General features: G+C 43.7%; 14 protein-coding genes, 1 tRNA gene and 3 pseudogenes. 7 read left to right on the top strand and 11 right to left on the bottom strand.

Translation table 11 applies throughout. The features are described from left to right. Positions 1-178: 178 nt before the first annotated feature. The 5 genes from ANSO36C_RS09430 to ANSO36C_RS09425 form a co-directional block, all read right to left on the bottom strand. Positions 179-1,417, bottom strand: a complete 1,239-nt coding sequence (locus ANSO36C_RS09430) for an ACT domain-containing protein (protein ID WP_410174712.1) — start codon at positions 1,415-1,417, stop codon at positions 179-181. 1 nt (position 1,418) lies between these two features. Beyond that, entirely contained in the window at positions 1,419-1,544 is a 126-nt protein-coding gene (locus tag ANSO36C_RS34810; protein WP_410174684.1) for an amino acid kinase family protein, read from the bottom strand. Further along, positions 1,523-1,852 (bottom strand): amino acid kinase family protein, encoded by a 330-nt coding sequence (locus ANSO36C_RS34805; protein ID WP_410174711.1) that lies wholly within the window; start codon positions 1,850-1,852, stop codon positions 1,523-1,525. The genes ANSO36C_RS34810 and ANSO36C_RS34805 overlap by 22 nt, the downstream gene beginning before the upstream one ends. A 4-nt stretch (positions 1,853-1,856) precedes the next feature. After that, the gene (locus tag ANSO36C_RS34800) at positions 1,857-2,021 is read right to left on the bottom strand and encodes an amino acid kinase family protein (protein WP_410174683.1); all 165 of its coding nucleotides are present in this window, start codon (positions 2,019-2,021) and stop codon (positions 1,857-1,859) included. Positions 2,022-2,141: 120 nt separating this feature from the next. Beyond that, positions 2,142-2,711 carry a Uma2 family endonuclease gene (locus ANSO36C_RS09425; protein WP_251959316.1) on the bottom strand — a complete coding sequence of 190 codons (570 nt, stop codon included), beginning with the start codon at positions 2,709-2,711 and terminating at the stop codon, positions 2,142-2,144. Between the two features lie 276 nt (positions 2,712-2,987). On the opposite strand from ANSO36C_RS09425, the gene ANSO36C_RS09420 reads away from it, so the two are divergent. After that, positions 2,988-3,058: transfer RNA gene (locus tag ANSO36C_RS09420), tRNA-Gln, on the top strand. A gap of 90 nt (positions 3,059-3,148) precedes the next feature. Here ANSO36C_RS09420 and ANSO36C_RS09415 read toward each other — a convergent pair. After that, a complete protein-coding gene (locus ANSO36C_RS09415) occupies positions 3,149-3,628 on the bottom strand; it encodes a hypothetical protein (protein ID WP_251959315.1) in 480 nt (159 codons plus the stop codon). Positions 3,629-3,833: 205 nt separating this feature from the next. Between ANSO36C_RS09415 and ANSO36C_RS09410 the strand changes: the two are divergent. Next, a pseudogene (locus tag ANSO36C_RS09410) lies at positions 3,834-5,057 on the top strand (RNA-guided endonuclease InsQ/TnpB family protein). A 58-nt stretch (positions 5,058-5,115) separates the two neighbouring features. Then, the gene (locus ANSO36C_RS09405) at positions 5,116-6,423 is read left to right on the top strand and encodes a hypothetical protein (protein WP_251959314.1); all 1,308 of its coding nucleotides are present in this window, start codon (positions 5,116-5,118) and stop codon (positions 6,421-6,423) included. A gap of 72 nt (positions 6,424-6,495) precedes the next feature. Here the strand turns inward: ANSO36C_RS09405 and ANSO36C_RS09400 are convergent, their stop codons facing one another. The 5 genes and pseudogenes from ANSO36C_RS09400 to ANSO36C_RS09380 all read right to left on the bottom strand — a co-directional run bounded on the left by ANSO36C_RS09400 (position 6,496) and on the right by ANSO36C_RS09380 (position 11,522). After that, positions 6,496-7,641, bottom strand: coding sequence for a SpoIID/LytB domain-containing protein (locus ANSO36C_RS09400; protein WP_251959313.1), 1,146 nt, complete (start codon positions 7,639-7,641; stop codon positions 6,496-6,498). A 292-nt stretch (positions 7,642-7,933) separates the two neighbouring features. After that, on the bottom strand, positions 7,934-9,109 hold the full coding sequence (locus ANSO36C_RS09395) for a homospermidine biosynthesis protein (RefSeq protein ID WP_251959312.1): 1,176 nt from the start codon (positions 9,107-9,109) through the stop codon (positions 7,934-7,936). A gap of 285 nt (positions 9,110-9,394) precedes the next feature. Beyond that, positions 9,395-10,458 (bottom strand): annotated as a pseudogene (locus ANSO36C_RS09390) (ISAzo13 family transposase). Positions 10,459-10,654: 196 nt separating this feature from the next. Further along, a complete protein-coding gene (locus tag ANSO36C_RS09385; protein ID WP_251959311.1) occupies positions 10,655-11,152 on the bottom strand; it encodes an ImmA/IrrE family metallo-endopeptidase in 498 nt (165 codons plus the stop codon). A gap of 4 nt (positions 11,153-11,156) precedes the next feature. After that, positions 11,157-11,522 carry a helix-turn-helix domain-containing protein gene (locus ANSO36C_RS09380; RefSeq protein WP_104900453.1) on the bottom strand — a complete coding sequence of 122 codons (366 nt, stop codon included), beginning with the start codon at positions 11,520-11,522 and terminating at the stop codon, positions 11,157-11,159. 144 nt (positions 11,523-11,666) lie between these two features. On the opposite strand from ANSO36C_RS09380, the gene ANSO36C_RS09375 reads away from it, so the two are divergent. The 4 genes and pseudogenes from ANSO36C_RS09375 to ANSO36C_RS34795 all read left to right on the top strand — a co-directional run bounded on the left by ANSO36C_RS09375 (position 11,667) and on the right by ANSO36C_RS34795 (position 20,339). Further along, positions 11,667-12,803, top strand: coding sequence for a restriction endonuclease-related protein (locus ANSO36C_RS09375; protein WP_251959310.1), 1,137 nt, complete (start codon positions 11,667-11,669; stop codon positions 12,801-12,803). 3 nt (positions 12,804-12,806) lie between these two features. Beyond that, positions 12,807-16,433 (top strand): pPIWI_RE_Z domain-containing protein, encoded by a 3,627-nt coding sequence (locus ANSO36C_RS09370; RefSeq protein ID WP_251959309.1) that lies wholly within the window; start codon positions 12,807-12,809, stop codon positions 16,431-16,433. A 25-nt stretch (positions 16,434-16,458) separates the two neighbouring features. Further along, entirely contained in the window at positions 16,459-19,449 is a 2,991-nt protein-coding gene (locus ANSO36C_RS09365) for an RNaseH domain-containing protein (RefSeq protein ID WP_251959308.1), read from the top strand. Between the two features lie 385 nt (positions 19,450-19,834). Continuing rightward, positions 19,835-20,339, top strand: a pseudogene (locus ANSO36C_RS34795) (FGGY family carbohydrate kinase). Positions 20,340-20,374 lie beyond the last annotated feature (35 nt).

Here is a 20,374-nt window from a genome sequence, read left to right as displayed (position 1 = left end):
GCATCCAAGTGATGGGACTGTATAGCAGTTGCCAAAGCCGTTAGGACAGTTGGTAGCAAACGCGCCTTCAACAGCTTAAATTGTGATTTTATTGCTGTCCTAAGCTCCCTGTCTGTTGCTATACTTACCAGAAAAGTAAATAAACCACGCAGTTAATTACGAATTATTCAGTCAGTTTTTACGCCGGCACGACAAATTTTTCGCTACCAGCCAGTTTAAAGGCTGCATGAATGGCTTGCAAAGCTTTAACACCTTGCTCTTGTGCCACGACACAGCTAATTTTGATTTCTGAAGTGGCAATCATTTGAATATTAATTTGTTGTTGGGCTAAAGCTTCAAACATTTTAGCGGCAATACCTGGTTGTCCCACCATTCCTGCGCCGACAATACTCACCTTAGCGATCGCACTATCTAAAACAACTTCACCCCATCCTAATTCTGCCGCTACTTGGGTGAGCATTTCTTTTGCATTTTCTCCATCCATCCGCGAGACTGTAAAAGCAATATCTCGTCTGGGAACACCATCAATTACCCGACAGCGCTGAGATTGGATAATCATATCAACGCTAATATTATGCTGCGCTAACAGTCCAAACAACTTCGCCGCCATCCCCGGACGATCTGGTAATTGGCGAATAGCAAGACGCGCTTGGTTCAAATCGAGAGCTACACCACGAACGGGGGGTGGGGAGTGAGGAGTTAGGAGTGAGGAGTTAGGAGTAAAGAGTTCTCCCCTGCTCCCTGCTCCCTCCTCCCCTGCCTCTATTTCAAAGGCGGTGCGGAGTGCGCTCACAGCGCGATCGCATTGGTTGGCATCGACTACGCAACTAACTTTAACTTCGCTGGTGGAAATCATTTGGATATTCACACCTGCTTCTGCTAGGGTGGCGAACATCTTCGCAGCCACGCCGGGACGGCCAATCATTCCCGCACCTGCGATACTGACTTTGGCAATGTTATGTTCTAACATTACCTCGGCTTCTTCCGATTTCGGGTTAGATTGACTCCTCAGTGATGGGGCGATCGCTGCTGCTACTGCTTCTGCCCGTTTTAATATTGGTGTTGTAACAGTAAAGGCAATGTCATTACTATTACCTTCATGAACTGACTGAATAATCAAATCTACGTCTACTTTCTGCCGCGAAATTTCGCCAAATAACCTTGCTGCTACACCTGGTTTATCGGGTACGCGCAACAAAGCCACCTTCGCTTGGTTAGTGTCAAATTCTACAGCATCTACTGGACGGGCAATTTCTAGATTGATTAGCGATCGCCCTTGGGGTTTAGCTGATGTCACCCAAGTACCGGGGGCATCTGTCCAGCTAGACCTAACCACTAGGGGAACACCATAGTTACGGGCAATTTCCACGGCACGGGGATGCAATACTTTTGCGCCCAAGCTAGCTAATTCCAACATTTCATTGCAGGTGATGGCATCCATCAACTGAGCTTCGGCAAACTAAGCGGGGGTCTGTAGTGAGAATCCCAGGAACATCTGTATAAATTTCGCAAAAATTCGCTCTTAATGCAGCTGCGATCGCCACTGCTGACGTGTCGGAACCACCACGACCAAAGTCGTAATTTCCATCTCTCCGGCGCTGGAGATACCTTGGAACCCGGCTACAACAACTACTTTACCTTCATTTATGTGGCGATTTAGGCGAGTAGTTTCAATATCCACAATCCGAGCGCGGCTGTATTCGGCTTCGGTAACAATTCCTACCTGAGCGCCAGTCATGGAAATTGCTGGTTGTCCAAGTTCCTGCAAAGCCATGCTGAGTAAGGCAATGGTTACTTGTTCGCCAGTGGAAAGCAGCATATCCATTTCCCGGCGGTTAGGATTTGAAGAAATTTCATTAGCTAGTTTGACGAGTCCATCGGTGGTCTTTGCCCATTGCCGAAACCACTACAACGATAGAGTTTCCAGCTTTGACCGTTTTATAAACACGCTGTGCAACAGCTTGAATACGTTCGACTGAACCGACAGATGTACCACCGTATTTCTGAACTATGAGCGCCATAACTTTTTTTTAATCAATTGTGCCTGCTTCGCTCAACCCTTCCGCCGGGTCAAGAAGCTTTCAAGGCTTATCAGTTATATAGTTTACTAAATATCGTGCAGAATACGCTATCATAATTGATTATTCAAAAACTACATCTTCGTAGAGTGCTGCCATTGTTTCCTCAAAATCCACGCTGTTGAGTCTAAATGATTGATGTTCTGATGTATAGGATTGTAAAACCCACATCCCTTGCTCATTGCGTCGAAAACACTCAACTCGCTGACGTTTTGTATTAATTAAAACATACTCTTGCAGACTTTCCAGTGTTTGATAATCCGCGAATTTGTCGCCGCGATCAAAGGCTTCAGTAGAATTAGATAAAACTTCGACAATTAAACAAGGAAATCTTTTATAAGCTGGCGTTTCTTGATCTCGTTGGTCGCAAGTAACCATCACGTCGGGGTAATAAAAGCGATTTAGAGATTCAATTCGGGCTTTCATATCAGCAATGTAAACACGACAACCAGAGCCACGCACATGATTACGGAGAAGGGCAAACAGGTTTCCAGCAATGGTGACGTGTGGATCAAGCGCTCCAGCCATTGCGTAGATGTAGCCGTCTATATATTCATGCTTGATATTGCTCTGTTCCTCCAGTTGGAGGTAGTCTTCAGGAGTAAAGTATTTTTGTTGGGGCGAGGCTATCATAGTTGGAATTTCAAGGTTTGAGTGATGCTAATTTCTAGGGTAGCGTTTGCTGTTAGTAGTTCACTATGAAATATGCGCTTTAACCCTGTAAACGTGAGTTCGACGATACAGCAAAGCACTGATTCAAGGATTCACCCCAAAGTCACGATAAGAGTCTAATTGCAAGGATTTCGACCAATCAATGCCCGGCTCTAAAAATCTCTTATCTGAAATCAACTATTAAAGTACTTGACATTAACCTAGGAGTAAGTGCTATATTAACTGGTGTGAAGTCATTGGGGCGTCGCCAAGTGGTAAGGCAGCGGGTTTTGGTCTCGCCATCCCTGGGTCGAATCCTAGCGCCCCAGTAACTATAAAGGGCAGGTATAACAACCTGCCCTTTATAGTATCTAGTTGTATTTTTAAGATGTGTTTTAAAGCATCTAATTCTACAAATGCTACTTATCAGGCGATTTAAGAGCTTGATCTAGAGTCTGCCGAGCCTGTTCTGCTTTAGCTCGTGCTTCTTGGTAACGCACATTAGCTTGGGCAAAATTTTTGAGAACTTTAAAACCTTCCTTGAGTCGAGTAATTTCCTCTTCTGTCACCGACTCGTCGGTAAACAGAATATCAACAGCTTTGCGAATTTCCAACGCTTCAGCTCGTGACTCCTGAACTTTCAGCTTGAGCGTGGCCAGATTACTTAAAACCTGGACAGCTTGTGTAATGGTATCTTCACCACTAGCAGTATCAATAGTTGACTCTTTAACCTCAATCAATTGTTGAGGGCCAAATCCTTCTTCCAGTTCCGTGGGTAGCTTACCAGCATCCATCAGTTCCATCAGTTGATCCATTGCTTTATCACGGGCTTTGGCTGAATCTTTTCCAGAAATAGTAAGGATAATTTCTGGGCTTTGAGCGAGAGTGTATTGAACCATATTTGAGCAGAAAGTTTGCTGGTTAACCAAGCTGAGGGAAACAATTATAACACGTTGCGTCTCAGGTCGAAATTCATGTGATTTATGAGTGTGATGCGTAAAACCCGCGCGATTCATCCGGGGGATATAAGCGAATAGCCGAATTCATTCGGCTATATTATGCAAAATATGCTAGCATAATGCAATAGTTGGTTGGTCGAGCCAAGTGATAATTTACGAGTTCAAAGTTAAAGGAAAGAATAAGCAATATTGTGCAATAGATGACGCTATTCGCACATCTCAATTCATTCAAAACAAGTGTTTAAGACAATGGATGGATGTGAAAGGGTTGAGTAAATACGACCTCAATAAATATTGTGCTGTACTTGCTGCCGAATTTCCCTTTGCAGACGACTCAATTCAATGGCTCGACAATCTGCGGCAGAACGTGCTTGGTCAGCAATAGCTCGGTTTTACGATAATTGCAAGAAGAAAGCCAAGGGTAAAAAGGGGTTTCCAAAGTTTAAAAAGAATTGCCGTTCAGTTGAATACAAGACTTCCTGGATGGGCACTCTCAGAGAACAGGAAGGCGATTACTTTTAGAGACAAAAAAGGGATAGGAACTCTTAAGCTAAAGGGAACTTATGACCTTAATCATTACAACATCAAACAGATTAAGCGCGTCCGATTAGTACGTCGCGCCGACGGGTATTATGCTCAATTTGCTGTCGATGTTGATATTAAGGTTGAAACTCAACCTACCTTACAAGTAGTCGGTATTGACTTAGGGTTAAAATATTTCATTGCTGATAGTAAAGGTTCGGTTGAACCATCACCCCAGTTTTACCGTAAATCTGAGAAGCAGTTAAACCGAGCGAACCGCAAGAAGTCCAAGAAGTTCAGTCCCGCAAGAAAGAAAGCCAAAACTAGGCAATCATCCAACTACCACAAAGCTAGAGTTAGGTATGCGAGGAAGCATTTAAGAGTAAGTAGGCAGCGAAAAGAGTATTGCAAGCGTGTTGCACACTCCGTCATCCAATCTAATGATTTGGTAGCTTATGAAGACTTGAATGTGAAGAACATGGTAAAAAACCGACATCTAGCTAAATCAATATCTGATGCTGGGTGGTCAACTTTTCGTCAATGGCTAGAATACTTTGGACACAAATATGGGAAGGTAACTGTTGCCGTTCCTCCCCATAATACGAGTCATAACTGTTCTAATTGTGGGGAAAAGGTGAAAAAATCCCTATCTACAAGAACTCATGTTTGCCCACATTGCAACTATGTGGCAGATAGGGACTTAAACGCCAGCATAAACATCTTGAGATTAGGATTAACTACGGTGGGGCACACCGGAAGCTACGCTTGGGGAGATTTGCCCTCTTGGGCAGTTGGCGCAAGCCTGCTGTCTAACGGCGAGTCAGTGAACCAAGAATTCCCGCTGTAATAGATAGGGGAGTGTCAAACTTAAGAAAAGGGAATAAGTTTTAACAGGAGGGAGAGCAATGGCTCCTAGTCCCACCATCATGCAAGCTGTGGAACAACTGGGCTACCGTGTCACCGTTGGTGATGTGGCAACTCAAGCAGGATTGAACGTCGCTGAAGCTAATCAAAGTTTATTAGCCCTGGCATCTGATGCTGGCGGACATTTGCAGGTAGCGGATTCAGGCGATATAGTTTTCCTTTTTCCACAAAATTTTCGAGCAATTTTGCGTAATAAATACTTCCGGCTACGATTGCAAGAATGGTGGAAAAAAGTCTGGAGTGTTCTGTTTTACCTGATTCGCATTTCTTTTGGAATATTCTTAACTGTTTCCATCGCCCTGATAACTATTGCCATCTACATTATCATTACCTCTATGAATTCAGATCGTAATGGCGACAATCGGGGCAGTAATTACGGCGGTGGGGGGTTCTTCTATTTTCCAAATTTATTTTGGTATTTTAGCCCAAATTATGACACTCACTACCAGGAACGACGGCGTGAAAGGCGAGAAGAAAGCGATCTAAATTTCTTTGAAGCTGTCTTTTCGTTTTTGTTTGGCGATGGTAATCCTAACGCCAACTTAGAAGAACGTCGCTGGCAAGAAATTGCGACAGTGATTCGGAGTAACCGTGGTGCAGTGGTAGCAGAACAAATTGCCCCATATTTGGATGATCTTGGCGAGGGCTATACAAGAGAGTACGAAGATTATATGCTGCCCGTTCTAACGCGATTTAATGGGCAACCGGGTGTAAGTCCAGAAGGGCAAATTGTTTATTACTTCCCAGAGTTGCAGGTGAGTGCAGTAAAAAAGCGCCGTCATGCAATATCAGATCACTTAGAAGAATTTCCCTGGCGTTTTAGTGCCGCAACTTCCGGGCAAATTATGCTGAGTGCTGGATTGGGTGTACTAAATTTTGTTGGTGCTTTAGTACTCGGAAGTTTGTTGACAAATGGAACTGTTGTTGCCCGATTGGGTGAACTGGGAGCTTTTGTAGTTTTTGTGCAAGGAATTTATTGGCTGCTATTAGCTTACGGAGCAGGTTTTTTAGGCTTACCATTATTGCGTTATTTCTGGATTCAGTGGCGTAATGGCAAAATTGCCGATCGCAACCGCGATCGCATTTCCAGAGCAAGGATATTGGCAAGCCCTGATGCACCTTTGCAACAAAAAATCGACTATGCCCAACAATTTGCCGCAGAAAAAGTCATTGGCAACGAAGATTTAGTGTATTCTAGCGAAACTGACTTACTCGACCAAGAAGTTGAGCGTTCCGCAAAAATTGACGCTGAATGGCAAAAACGCTTAGAACGCGGGAGTGGAGAATAAGAAACAGGGGAGATAAGGGCACAAGGGGAATAATCAATGCCCAATCCCCTATGCCCTATGCCCCATCCCTGATTACTTCGCCTGAATTGGTGTTAAGGCTACACCTTGATAATAATGTCCCAAAATTTGCAGGTGGTTCGCTCCTTGGCGAGCCAGATTGTACGCCCCCCACTGACTCATACCTAAACCGTGACCGAAACCAAGTCCTTGCAGCACAAAACTTCCATCTGCTCCCTTGGTAACGCTAAATCGGGTGCTTTTTAGCTTGAGGGCTGTTCGCACTTGTTCACGCTGTAGAATCTTTGTGCCCTTGTTACCGACAATTCTCAAGACTTTAACACTGCGAAAAGGTGAGTATGTCTCTGGAACCATCGCCGTCACGCTGCCCACTTCAGGGAATTTAGCACTAATCTCACTGGGGGAGAAAGTTTTTACCCAATTACACGCGCTGATATTTTGATCGTAGTCTTGAACAGCCCGCAAATAAGGGAGGGCATTTCCCCAAACATCTTCCACGTTTTCGGTGTGTCCCCCAGAACAGGCGTGAAAGACTGAGAGAATAATCCGGTTTTTGTAAGTTAGTACCTGCCCTACTGTTTCATCAACTGCTTTGTAAGTAGCAGGAGATTCACTAATGACACCTTTGTAAATTTGCCAACGATCAGGGGTATTACCTAAATCGTAAACGGGATTATTCCGTTGTTTTTCTCGTTCGTAGAGGGCGTAGGTGCGGGCTGCGATCGCTTGAGCTTTTAAAGCTTCTTGGGGCCAGCTAGCATTCATTTCGCCACCAAGAACACTGTAGAGATATTCTTGGTCATCAACCCAGTTAACTGCTGTTAAGCCTTTTTCTGTGGGGACAACCAGAGTTCTGCCGCGATACCAGCGATCGCCAATATAAACGAATCCTTTACCAGTTGGCTCAATCCAAAATAAACCAGACTGCCACTTATCTAAAGCAACTCCGCCAGGAACTGCTTGGGCATAATATGCGCTCATCGCTGGTAGCTGTCCGAGAGTCCGGCCAGTACTATCCTTGACGATCCCAGTGGTAGAACTGCCCACTTTTACCTGATTAACGCCCCTTTCAATTGCCACGCGCAGGATTACAGACGCTTGGGCTGGGGCAACCAAAGCTATCCATAAAAAGATACCTAGCCACCAATGACGTGCTTTAATCTGGGAAAATAAAGAGCCTAAGTAAAGTTGGAATTTCATGCTGATCATCTAATCACACAGTATTTAATTGACGCTCTGGATTATGGCGTCTACTACTTTAATGATGAGACACTTCTCCAACATAGGAGGTTGCCACTTCCTACTAATTATGCATTTTGCTTCAGTCATAAGGTAGAAATCAAGCCAACTGGATAGGGGGCAGGAAGCAGGCTTTCAAGGGTAGGTTTTTTTAAGCAGAAGAGAAGTTGAAACCTTGTCACATCAATATTCTTATCAATGATTACCTTTTTATTACCCTATCCCCTATCCCCTATCCCCTATCCCCTATCCCCTAATGAGTATTCGGAATCAGCCGACCACAGGGATAAGTTGCTGTTTGCTGTGAAGCACTTTCAGCCACTGCTGCTGGAATCTGATCTGATGGTTGGGATTTGGCTGCTAGATAGTCTTTTTGCAGTTTCTCTAAAATGGCTTCTCGCCTGTCGTAAATGCGCTTCAGGGGGCGAGGCTGGCATTTGTTAAGAACATACGCTGTCACCAGTGGTAGAGCGATCGTGCTATCGGTATAACAAACGATTGTGTTAGGTAACTCATCCGGGTCAATCTTACCCCAACTAACGGCTTCCGATGGGGTTGCTCCAGATAAACCGCCTGTATCTGGACGCGCATCAGTAAATTGTATAAAGTAATCGTGTCCTCGTTCTTCTAACCCTAAAACTTCGTGAAGTTGCGGTTGAGTTTGTAGCAAAAAGTTCTTAGGGCTACCACCACCGAGAATTACAGCCGCACTTTTACCTCCTGATTCACGGGCATTATAGGCGATCGCTGCTGTCTCATTCACGTCAATTGATGGATCTATCACCAATTGCGAACCTTCCAATGCTAAAGCTGCCACGTTCATCCCAATTGAGCTATCTCCTGGAGATGAGGTATAAATCGGTACGCCATATTCATAAGCTGTAGCTAACAAGCAGGAATGCTGCACACCCAATTGCTTTTCTACTTCCCGAACATATTTACCTAGTAAATGGTGAAACTCAGCCGTTCCCATCCGCTTCTGAAACGCCTCTCCTTGGAGAATCTTGCGGATGAACGCATCAGTTTCTAGCAGCACATCATAACCAAAGATAATGTCATAAATGCGAATAGTACCTTCTTGGCGCAGTTTCACATCATCCAAAAATGGATTACCAGCAAAGAGTTCAAAACCCAAACCGTAGTGCATATCGTGGTAAAGATTTGCACCAGTGCTAATCATCCAGTCAATAAAACCGTTGCGAATTAAGGGCGCAAGCGCTGAAACCCCAAATCCTGCTGGTGTCATCGCACCGGAAAGGCTAACTCCCACCGTGACACCTTCCGTTAACACATCACGACTCAATAACTGGCAGATTTCCCGCAACCGCGCTGAGTTGTAAGCGGTAAAGTATTGATCAATCAAATCCACCACATTGATATCATTCGATATAGGTGTAGGTGCGATTTTTTGACCCAGCTGTTTAGACATTTTGGCACTCCCGAACAGTAAACACGCCCGAATTTAATGTTATCTAGGTTTCAGCCAAAGTGACAGCAATACTTTTTTATCACTAGCTTGAAAAAGTAAGTGGGAAGTAGGAGAAGAAACCTTTTTCCTCCCTTTTGGGATTTTCCTATAATTAGCTGTTTTGAAACCTTATGAGCATTTGACAGGCACATTAGTTACATTGCTGCGAAATTGCACCATAGCTTCACTAGCGCCAAAATGTGCTGCAATCTGAGGTAAGGGACTTGCAAGAAAATAAAGTACCAGCTAAACAGGGACAATAGTAATATCCCATTTGGGTAATGTTTCAGAACGCTGCCATTGGGGTTGGTATTGTTCTAACTCTTGCGAGAGAACCTTGATTCCTTTGTGATATGTGGTTTGAACCAGATGTACAATGGGAGCAATTCCTTTCCAAGTCATATTGGCGGCCCATTGTGCTGCGGCGGCAACAGAATCTAAAATCGCACCATTCCAATAGTTCTCCAAGGCAGCCCAACACCGCTCTATTGGATTGTACTTGCTATGGTAAGGGGGATAATAAATCAGTCGAATTTTTAAATTAATTGCACAAGACAACTCAACCATGCGTTTGATAAATTGTGTGCGGTTACTGCGAGTAGCGGCACCGCCATCAAGATCAATCACCCACTCATCAAGTTCCAGGTAATTGTGTTGATTCTCATGCCACCAAGCGGTTAAACAATCGACGATAAAATCACTGGTTTCCGCCGACTGACCCAAGTAAATCGATAGCTGGTCATTATGTGTATTGAGAATGCCAAAGGGAACTAAGACTGATGACCACTGTGTATCGTGGTCATCAGCAGCTTTCGCCTCCATTGTCCGAGCTTTACCGCCTCTAGAAAGGTTGCCAATCTTCACCTTAGCTTTAGTATCTATAGACACTCGCAACGATTTGGGGTTTTCATCTGATGCCTGATTCTCCCGGAACACATTCTCGAAAATGGCATCAGTTTGCGGAATCTTTTTCAAGGGTTTCGTTTTTTGTGTTTTTTTAGGCGATACCCTAAGCGATTGAGAATTTCTCCACAAGTTTGACGAGATGGCAATTCGCTCTCGTTATAGCCATGAACACTTACTAATGCTTCTCTTACTGCTCTGGCACTAATGCGGGCATACAGAAAGGTCGATTGAAATTTAGGGTCGGCTTGAGCTTGAGCATCCACCAATGAACGAATATCTGCTTCTAAGTTGGGCAATACCTCAATACTATTGTGTCGTCCCCTTGCCTGATAATTCTCTACACAGACTATCCCCGTCCGCCTTTCATGCAAGCCGAGTTGCACACTCTGGCGATTCCATCCCATAACGGTTTCTGCAATGCGTGCTGAACTATCGAAGTAATCTTCGGTAACTTTTGCCATGAAATCTCGTTTGCGATTGCTAGTCAGTTTCTGTGCTGCATCTTTAAAGGTCGATTTGATGGTGTCGGTGAGCATGAATTGAGGGATTCCCATTCTAGATATTTAAACTAGGCGCGGACAGTTCACCGCTTCTTCTCTTCTAGAATGGCTGGTATTTTATTTTCTTGCAAGTCCCTAACTGCATGTTTCGTTGTGTCGCCCATAATAAACCACGTTTGGGAATTTGCAGGCATCCCCCTAGATAAGTTGCTTCATCTTCGTTGTTTTGTTTGCGTTTTGGTAGTCCAGTTACCGAATCAAAGCCTACAGGCTTATGATTGAACAACACATGGGCTATTTCATGCATCAGATTTGATTCATACCGTGCAGGTGCATGACGCGGGTTGTATACAATCCATAGTGGGTTATAGCGTATAATCCCTGCTGACCACCCATCGCTAGTAAGTAACACTGCTACTTGCTCTGGCTCTAAATTCGGAACCTGATCGGGTGTAAAAAGTGTTGCCCCTAACTTGGTTGCTAGAATGTCTGCGGGTAACGGTTCAAACGATCGCACTCGAAGTAAGCTTCGTTGTTCAGTTGCGATCGCTTCACAGCGTTGCCTAAATTCCGGCGATAGACTTTGAATTAATGGCATATATTTAGGGATCTTGCTTCAATTCGCCATTATTTTGAGAGAGATCGCGATACGCTGCTTTAACTAAAGATGCTAAAGCATTAGCGATCGCTGGATCAAGGTTTTTGTCAGCGCGTAGTTGAATAGCGATCGCTTCAGGCGTATCCAGTTGATCCTCCTCTGAGGTTCTAAACAACTCCGCAGGCGGCACTTCTAGCCAGTTACAAAGTGCCAGAAAAGTTTCCATATCCGGCATTTTGCCACTCTCTACTCGTGAAAGAGTGGATGGACTAACATTACCAATCTCCGCCGATGTTTCCCGTAGTCCTCTGCTGCCGCGTTTTTTGCGGACTAGGCTTGCTAACCGTTCTATATCTAGATAACTTCCCATTCCTTTGCTCCTGTATCACAAAAGAATAAACTGTCTCTTAGTTGACACAAAATAAATAATATTGTACGGTTTATGAAACAAATGTATCACGCTTGAAAAAGTTTGTGCTGTTAAAAAAATCCTTTAAATGAAGGATTACCTTCAATGAGAAGTAATGAATTTGATAATCTCATCCTTGGTTTAGCAGAGTTTGTCCGTCGAGATGGCAGGTATCCATATCCTGAACTGCTTCGTCACGCTCTTAATAAACTAGCTTTAGAGCTAACTGCTGTAACATACCCACGGACTCTAACTGGTCTTTTAGCATTACTCGAAAAACCTGTAAAAACTTGGTATCCAGGGCGCTTACTGCCAAAAGAGTTTGACTCTGATTTTGGTCTGCTTTATGAATGGGGGTTGAGTGAAGAAGCAAGCCGATATTTATATGAGGAACTACTTGAAAAAACCAAGTTGTCAGAGTTTGCCACCACTTTAACCAAGCAAATTGCCATAGAGAATTTCCAGTTTCAGAGAATTTTGGAACGGTTACAAGAACTTTACAACAACGATAGCGATCCTGAGCGCATTCAGCAGGAGTATGTTTTGCTGCGTCTATTTTTGATTGAGAATCCATACACAACTCCGGCACAGCTTCGTAAAGCATTTTCTACGACACGACATATTTCTATTCAAGAAGTTGGCGAACTCTACGATGAGTGTGAAGAAAATGAGCCTTGTTGGAATTGCGATCGCTGCGGCCCTTTGTTTAAAAAGTATGGAAAGTTACGTGGTATTAAACCCAGTGCTTGCAACGACCATCGCCAAAATTTGCCCTTTATTCGACAAATTACCTGGAAACAAGGGCTGCGTCGCCTGAAGTTTGGTATCCATTTGCGTATTTGTTTACCGGGTATTCCTGAGATGCGTTTATTTAAAGCGTTGGAAGAACTTCAAAACAAATATTCAGATCAGCTTTGTGCCATCCATCTTTATCCAGGTATTGATCGCTATGACTTACAACTACGCTTCTGTGACCAATCAACCTGGGCTGTGGATATCAAAGATTACCGAAGCCCCTACAATTTAGCGCCAAAGCTGACACCTCTATTCGGTGAGGGCGATCTGCGTTATAACGAGAGCTTTTATGTTATTCCCATCCAACGCCTACAACAACGAGAGGACTACATCGAAATTCTTCGTGAACAGGCGACAAAGCTGCCTAGCAGTACTCATCTTTTGAGTGATGCTGTATTTGAGGAAAGGGTTATCCATAAAATTGAGCAGTTGCGCGAAGGAAAATAGTCCATGAGCCAGATGAGCTTATTTGAAGCACCGACCGAGTTTAAAGACCGGCTCGAACAGCTGAAGGAAGCAGGTTTGGATCGTATTCAAGCTGAATTGTTGCTTCAGGTAGAGCTTGGCTTTGCTCTGATGGAGTATTTGAAACTTGATGATGAGCCAGTCACCGCACCTTGGGCAATCTTGAGTGGAATGCCTTTGAGACATCCACGCTTACAGAGTTTGAATCAGATGGAACGTCGAGCGATCGCTAACACTCGCCAAATAGTTCCATTTTCCGCCCGTTTCGCTTGGTTAGGCGCACTGCGTTCTTATCTAAGGATTCCTCTAGATTGGCGTAATTATGACGAATTCACTCCGCAAAACTGGGATAGCTATATTATTAATGCTGCCAAAAATCTTCGGCATCAAGTTCATCAACATTTGTACGAACGTTGCTTAAATACCAATTTAGATTTCCGGCTTCGCAAAGTTAAACGAGTAGAAGCCGGAACCACTTATCAATTTGAGGCAAAGACAGGAGAAGAGACGGTTATAGTACCAGTCAGATTTACACAGCAGCAGGTACGAAATGCACAAATACAGCCGTCACCTTGGTTTGCTACAACTCCTTCTCGTAGTTCGTTTTCGCTTCGTATTTCAGATTTAGAGTTAGATGCAGCATGGATTGATCAGCGAGAAGAAGCGTTAGCGCGTCAATATGGCTGGGAGCAAACTGCCAAAGGACACTGGGTTGATCGTTTTCGCAAAATTAACTTCCACAAAGTTCAGGAGAACGGAACACTGTTTCCGCAAGAGGAGCAAATTCTTGAGTTAGATGGATTCACAAACATTGCAGGTATGGTTGCCTCTGGAAAAACCACGGTTTCGCAGTTGTTCAGTGTTAATATTTTGCGGCATCATTGCGATCGCCGCATCACGTTAGTCGTTAGTGATGTGCAATCAGCGATTAAACTAGCAAACCAAATTAACTGGTGGTTTTGTAACGATCCAGAGAATGATGATCCAGTAGCAGTGCCAATCTTGGGGCGCAGTAAACGCGATGCACACCTTCAGAGTTTTTCTGCTTCAAAAGATTATCAAGAACATCGACAACGCGGACAGCCTCACTGGGGTGAGCGTTGGCTAGGAACAGCTTGTCCTCTCCAAGGTCAGCTAAAAGAGCGTGATTTTATTCAACTTCTAGACGGCAAAGCTCTTAAAGCAGGAATTGAACCCTGTCATACTCTAAAAAAGATGCCTAAAAGCGATCGCAGCAAGCGACGTAAAAACCTCGGTTCATCCTATTTGTGTCCATTCTTTGATAAATGCCCATCCCAACAGGTTTATCGTGATATGCCAAATGCTCGTGTTTGGATTACAACTCCTGGCGCGATGGCAATGGCAGGATTACCGCGTCATTTAGAGTTGCGCCCGATCAAAATCGGTGAACTCGTCAACGAACAATCAGATTTTGTGGTCTTCGATGAAATAGAAACAATCATCAAGTGGTTTGATGACACTTATGCTGAGGAGGTGGTTCTGACTGACGGTGGTAATAGCGGCGTTTTTGATGATATTGGCGTGAAAACTGAACAATTCTCAAAAACTAACCGTGTTATGCCTCCATCAACGCAACGATGGACTGGAGCAGAACGTGATGCACAAAAAGCAATTACAGCAACACTAACCCTACTCGATAAACAGGTTGGACATCAATTTCTCCGAAAATGGATCAAGCGAGGTTACTTTACACCTAACTCCCTTTTGTTCAAATTTGCGCGTCGTCTTGCTGGATTGGAAGAATTTGAACCTTCTGATACATCTGAGGCAGTTTCAAGAGCAAATACTCGACTTGTTCAGCCAATTGTGCGTTATTTTGATGCACTGCTTAACGAGGATGATCCCTTGCGGATGGAGCCTTCATCTAACCCAAATCGAGATCCAGTCTTTCGCCTTGCGCGTCTTATGCAAGAAATCAATAGTACTGGAGAAAGTGCTTCAGATGAAAATATCTACAGGGCTTGTAAAGCTTGGATTATCGAATTTTTCCGAAATACAGAACGGCGTTTAGCGCAACTGCGAACAGAATTGGAGAATCGCAATCAAAGTTCTCAACAACAGCGACGTTCACCGAACGGGGATGAGCCAGATGTAGATACTGTTGAAACGTTGGCTTATCGCCTCCAATTTGCGCTGACGATCGCTCTTTTAGATCGGCACACTCGAATTGTCTTCTATGAATGGCACAACCGACCCCAATCAATCAACGATGATTCACCCCATCGTCGGATGCCTGCTGCAATGTTGAATATTTTGCCATTGCCTCCCACGGGGCGACAGTTCGGCACTTATTATTCCAGAGGAAATGACGATAATAAAAGCTCCAGAAATGGCAGCAATAATGCATTAACGTTGTTTGCCTACACCAATATTGGACGCTGCTACATTTTAAACTTTCATCGTTTATTAACAGATTTTAACGGTCAACGTAGCCCCAATGTGCTGGCACTTTCTGGAACATCCTACTTACCGCATTCTACCAGCTTTCACGTTGCTAATCCGCAAGGGGTTTTAATGCCAGAACAGGGGGCGAGAGATGCGATCGCTCAAAGCCATTTCAAATTTCTTCCCCAATTCAACCAAAAGAACCAACCTCTCCGTATTTCTGGTATGTCCGAACGACGCAAAATGAGCTTGTTTCAGGAAATAGCGCGATCGCTCGTTGGTACTAACGGTACAGGGCATTTAGGGCAAGAACTTAGGGAATTAAAACATCTTGGCGAAAATGATTTAAGTAACCATTGGAAGGATCGCGATCGCCTTCTTTTACTAGTCAACTCATACGATCAAGCTCGTTGGGCAGCAAACGAAATTCGCAATTGCTGGTCAAGTATGCAGGACTTTGTTTATCACCTAGTTCCTGACAATATAGAGACATATACGGAAGATAACTTTGATGAGCTAGCAAAATTTATCAAACCACCTGATAAGGGTGCGCTCAATCGTGCAGATATTGAAACTTTTGGGCAAACTAAGGGAAAGATTCTTGTTGCTCCTATGAATGCGATCGGGCGTGGTTTCAATATTTTGAATGCCAACGGTAAAGCCGCATTTGGTTCTATTTACTTTCTGACTCGTCCATATCCACACCCACATGATACACAGGCGATCGCCCAAGAAATGAACCGTCGCGCTTTAGACTGGGCGGATAAAGCAGACTTTCTCGCATGGCAACAAGGAGACGGAATTGTGCAACGTGCTGAAAAGGTGCGCCAACTAGCGGCGCGTTACTGGCGATCGGTTGAGCAACGTTCCTACTATAAAACTCTGCGCGATAATCAGGAATTACTTGCTTTTCCTAGATTTGACCTTGCTGCAACTACTGCTGGATTAGTTATTCAAGCCGTTGGTCGTCTTTTGCGTGGAGGTGTCCCATTTCGTGGTTATTTTGTCGATGCAGCTTGGGCACCCAAGAGTGCTGCAAGGAAAGCTGATCCAGAATTATCTGAACTAGATACAGAAGAGACAAGTCTTCTGGTTGCTATGCTTCTACGAATCTGCGACTACGCCAGCGAGGAAAACACAGTAGGAAATGCGCTTTACAAGCCTCTAGCCGATGCACTGGAAGGAATCGAAGATTTGCATTGGTAAATTTTTTGTATAAAGGATATTCATAATGCCTAAAAAAGACGTGCAACCTCCTATTCTCTTACCTGCCAGAATGAATCTTGCAGAAGATGCTCTTACAGATTTAGAAATTGCGGTACTTGAGTTTCCATTTTTAGGAATTGTTGGTGACTTTTGTAACAGCATGGAACAAGTTCTGTTGCCTCAGCGTAAATCAAAGGTTCGTTGGCCGTATCGACAGTTAAACAATGGATTGCTTGCCTGTGCATCAACATTGACACATGGTTTTGAATACTTTAATACAGGCGATTATCGAGCATTAGCTGTAGGAACGGTTGAAAATCCACTGCGAGTTCCAACTCCTGAGAAAATACATGAGTTAGTGATTATTTGGGCGCAGGAGTGGGCAAAGCAATTTGATGGCAAGGGTAAAGCAGATCAGGTAAATAGTGTTTGCGATCGCTTCCTTGAAAACATGGCCATAATTCCCACTAATTGGAATTGGCAACCTATTACTCCAAAAACGCTTATTCAAAACATCAATGCCGAAAAAGGACTGGGATACCAAGCCATTCCTAGTTTCTTGGCAACATTGCTACATGGAAAAAAGTGTGTCATTAGCTCTGGGCAAAGAGAGCAAGAAATCCAGTGGCGCAAAGTACAAGGCGGTGGTTCTGGTCGTACTGGACTATTCATAGTCAGTCAAGCATTTCCGGCACTGTACACAGATGACTATGGCAACGAAAGGGAAGGTTATTTTGTCTATCGCTTGGATTTTCGCGTTCAGACTCAAGCAGGACGATTCAACCAAAATGGCAAGCTTCAACCGTGGATTTTTTTGCATTTAAGTTGCCAACGATATGCTCATGAGCCATTAATCGAAACTAATTATGGTCGTGAAATCTCTGTACTGATGGGAATGAATGAGGAACGTTTATCTGGTTACGAAGTAGATTCAACTTTGATCCGTCTTACCATTGAGAACAATGGAAGAGAAGATAGTAATCTGTGGAAATTTCAATTACCAAATCTGTTAGCTGCATTCAAAGCGCGTCCCCTTGAAACAACCGATAACATTCGTTGCAACCCTTCTAGATACGGCAATTTAGATAATCATCCTAACTGGAATAGAGATGAATATTATTTAGTTCATGCTGAAGGATACAAGTATGAACATGAAAACCATAAAAGAGGACATAGTATTAAACCAGGATTTAGTTTACAGGAACGCGGTGATATTGTTGCTCAAGTGTTAGAGCTTCTAAACGGTGTTTTAATATCAGATAATCCAATGCAATCTGATATTCCTGCTCCATCTGGTCAAAAAACACCCTTGGCGATGCGTGATTACGAATATATTTCTCAACCTCCAAGTTTTACAAAACAACAAAAAGAAAATCTGACTGAAAAAGAAATTAAGCAACGTGTAAATAACCGTCGTCAAGAGAGACAAACGATCATTGCTGATGCGATTGAGCGGGCGTTACAAGGAAAACCCACACATCTTTTTATTCTGTGGCGCGAACGAGATACCTATGATGTAACTTGCCAGACATTGCGTGATGCTTTCCTGCTCAATGAAGGAGAAAATTTTCCAGAGCATATCAAAGTATCATCTGTGTGGATTGATGATCCAAATCTCTTGAAACCACTCGACACAGCCGGACTTTCAACTAAAGATGGTCAAGAATTTGACAAACAGATTCGCAAGCAGCATCAAATGAAACTCGATGCATGGCGCAACTTTTTGAAACATAAGGTTATTGCTTCAATTGACTCTACTACTAAGCCTTACTGTTTTGCAATTATTGAAATTGGACAAACGAAAAAGAAGGGAGTTCATCCTAAACAAAGCATTTATAGAGTGGTTCGTGAAGCTTGTGTGTTAGAAAAAATCGGTTCCCAAATGGTGCAAACAGTTAAACCAAAATCATCTGACAAAGAAGATGAAAGGACAGATACATCGGCATTTTACAGCAAGAAGACAGAAGGACGTATTCTGAATGCTGTACTGGATGTAACGCTACGCCAAGTTGGGGCACTTTATGGACTGCCCTCAGAAGTCTATGAACGGGCAGGAATACCCAAAGAAATCGCCCAAAATCTAGATGTAATTGCCCTTTGTCGCCGAAAAGCTACTCAAGGACAAGATAATATTCACTATGCCTTAGCTGTTCGTCTGCGGGCAAATGGTGCAGTTGATGTGTTATTCCCCGATCGCAACAATTGGATTCCTTATGCAGAGGCGGGGATTGAACTGGGACAGATTTTCTCACGGGTACGGTGCGTAGGCGTAGCCCGCCGCAGGCATCGCAATTACAAAACAGTTCAGTTAAAGGGAATAGAGCTTGCAAAATTTGCGGCGGATGTACTAACGCTAGTAAGCGAAAAACCTACCCTTGTCTTAATCGAAGCCGACGTATGGCGTAATGAACGTGGTGAAGAAAACGGAGGTCAAGCTTGGTTCCAGCTAAAAAATGAATATCTTCTTGCAAAACGGGATATCTTAGACTTCCAACACGTTCCCGGTCATGCTTGTGTATATCCTCGTGACCATAACCAACTTAGGAACCTGCTAGGAATAATTCGCTTCCGCACTGGCGACGAGACAACTCAATACATCACCAATCGCCAAGCTTGGAATGAGAATTCTCCAGCACGAGATTTAATTCGCTTAAGTGGTTTTTACGATATCTCTGTATCTGAGTTGCTTCATTACTTCTCTATTGGAAAATTACCGAAAACACAAAAAGCTCAAGATACCCCAACAGCACGCGAACTCTATATGCTCGATTCTCAAGATGACGAATACGGTGTAAATATTGCATTCAAGCACCAGCAGATGTTAGAAATGCTTCCTTTCTTCATTCGTTCGGATTTTCAAAAAACAGAAGAAAGCCTAAAATCAATTTGCCGAGTACCGCACTACTTACGAATCTCACCAGCATGGTCTATGGGTAATATTCATTTACCATATCCAATGCATTTAGGCAAACAACTAATAAAGGATCACTTATGCATTCTTGGTGTAGAAGTTTGAATTTCTCATCTATGAGCAAATTATACATATTGCTTTTGTCTATACAGATAGGATTATAGGAGACAAAGCCGAGAATTTGGAAAAGTCAATTGTTTACTATGAAGCTGCTTTAAAAGTTGTTAACCGCGCTCAACTTCCTGAACAACTTCGAGGCTGAGTAAGCGATCATATTTGGATGGACAAATACTCCTTCCTGCATAGCTTGCCATATTAACGATCACTTCTCTACCCGATTTGGGCGAGACGGGATTGGTTAAAGGATCACTAGTCTAATTCTTGCAGGTACACTAAGGCATTATCAACTTAAGGAGCGATTTGTTGCTTTATTACAGCAACAAATCTAATTTGGGATTCTTAAACTTTTAGGTATTTGAGGATTAGCCTAATGCTACTTGGCATAGATTTAGGAACAGGCTCTGCTAAGGCATTGCTCCTGGCGACAGACGGAACCGCTATCGGTGAAGCATCAAGACCATATCCAGTTCATGCACCTCACCCCGGATGGGCTGAGTCAGAGCCAGGAGACTGGTGGTTAGCTGTTGCTTGGCTGTTAGGAAGGCAGTGGGAAATCATGCTGATCAAGTACAGGCGATCGCATTTTCAGGACAGATGCATGGTGTTGTTCTAACTTCGGAGTTGGGTGAGCCACTGCGTCCTGCTATCCTCTGGGCAGATACTCGCTCTAGTACCACGCTTAACACTTATCATTCGCTCAATGCGGCTATTCTAGAGCGATTGGGCAACCCGATTACAGCTGGATGGCTGGCTCAACTTTACTGTGGCTACGAGAACATGAGCCTACTGTCTACGCCCAAGCGCGTTGGGCACTTCAGCCAAAAGATTGGCTACGGTTACGGTTGACTGGAGAAGTTGCAACCGAACCATACTGACGCTAGTGGTACTTTGCTGTATGATGTTGTGTCAG

The organism is Nostoc cf. commune SO-36 (genome assembly GCF_023734775.1).
Taxonomy (GTDB): Bacteria; Cyanobacteriota; Cyanobacteriia; order Cyanobacteriales; family Nostocaceae; genus Nostoc; species Nostoc commune_A.
This window is presented reverse-complemented; position numbering and strand designations above follow the sequence as displayed.

Coding starts and splice junctions, on each gene's coding strand:
- ANSO36C_RS09385 (WP_251959311.1), bottom strand. CDS start 11,152: ATGCCATTAATTCAAAGTCTATCGCCGGAATTTAGGCAACGCTGTGAA.
- ANSO36C_RS09365 (WP_251959308.1), top strand. CDS start 16,459: ATGCCTAAAAAAGACGTGCAACCTCCTATTCTCTTACCTGCCAGAATG.
- ANSO36C_RS09370 (WP_251959309.1), top strand. CDS start 12,807: ATGAGCCAGATGAGCTTATTTGAAGCACCGACCGAGTTTAAAGACCGG.
- ANSO36C_RS09405 (WP_251959314.1), top strand. CDS start 5,116: ATGGCTCCTAGTCCCACCATCATGCAAGCTGTGGAACAACTGGGCTAC.
- ANSO36C_RS09395 (WP_251959312.1), bottom strand. CDS start 9,109: ATGTCTAAACAGCTGGGTCAAAAAATCGCACCTACACCTATATCGAAT.
- ANSO36C_RS09425 (WP_251959316.1), bottom strand. CDS start 2,711: ATGATAGCCTCGCCCCAACAAAAATACTTTACTCCTGAAGACTACCTC.
- ANSO36C_RS09430 (WP_410174712.1), bottom strand. CDS start 1,417: ATGTTGGAATTAGCTAGCTTGGGCGCAAAAGTATTGCATCCCCGTGCC.
- ANSO36C_RS09380 (WP_104900453.1), bottom strand. CDS start 11,522: ATGGGAAGTTATCTAGATATAGAACGGTTAGCAAGCCTAGTCCGCAAA.
- ANSO36C_RS09375 (WP_251959310.1), top strand. CDS start 11,667: ATGAGAAGTAATGAATTTGATAATCTCATCCTTGGTTTAGCAGAGTTT.
- ANSO36C_RS09415 (WP_251959315.1), bottom strand. CDS start 3,628: ATGGTTCAATACACTCTCGCTCAAAGCCCAGAAATTATCCTTACTATT.
- ANSO36C_RS34800 (WP_410174683.1), bottom strand. CDS start 2,021: ATGGCGCTCATAGTTCAGAAATACGGTGGTACATCTGTCGGTTCAGTC.
- ANSO36C_RS09400 (WP_251959313.1), bottom strand. CDS start 7,641: ATGAAATTCCAACTTTACTTAGGCTCTTTATTTTCCCAGATTAAAGCA.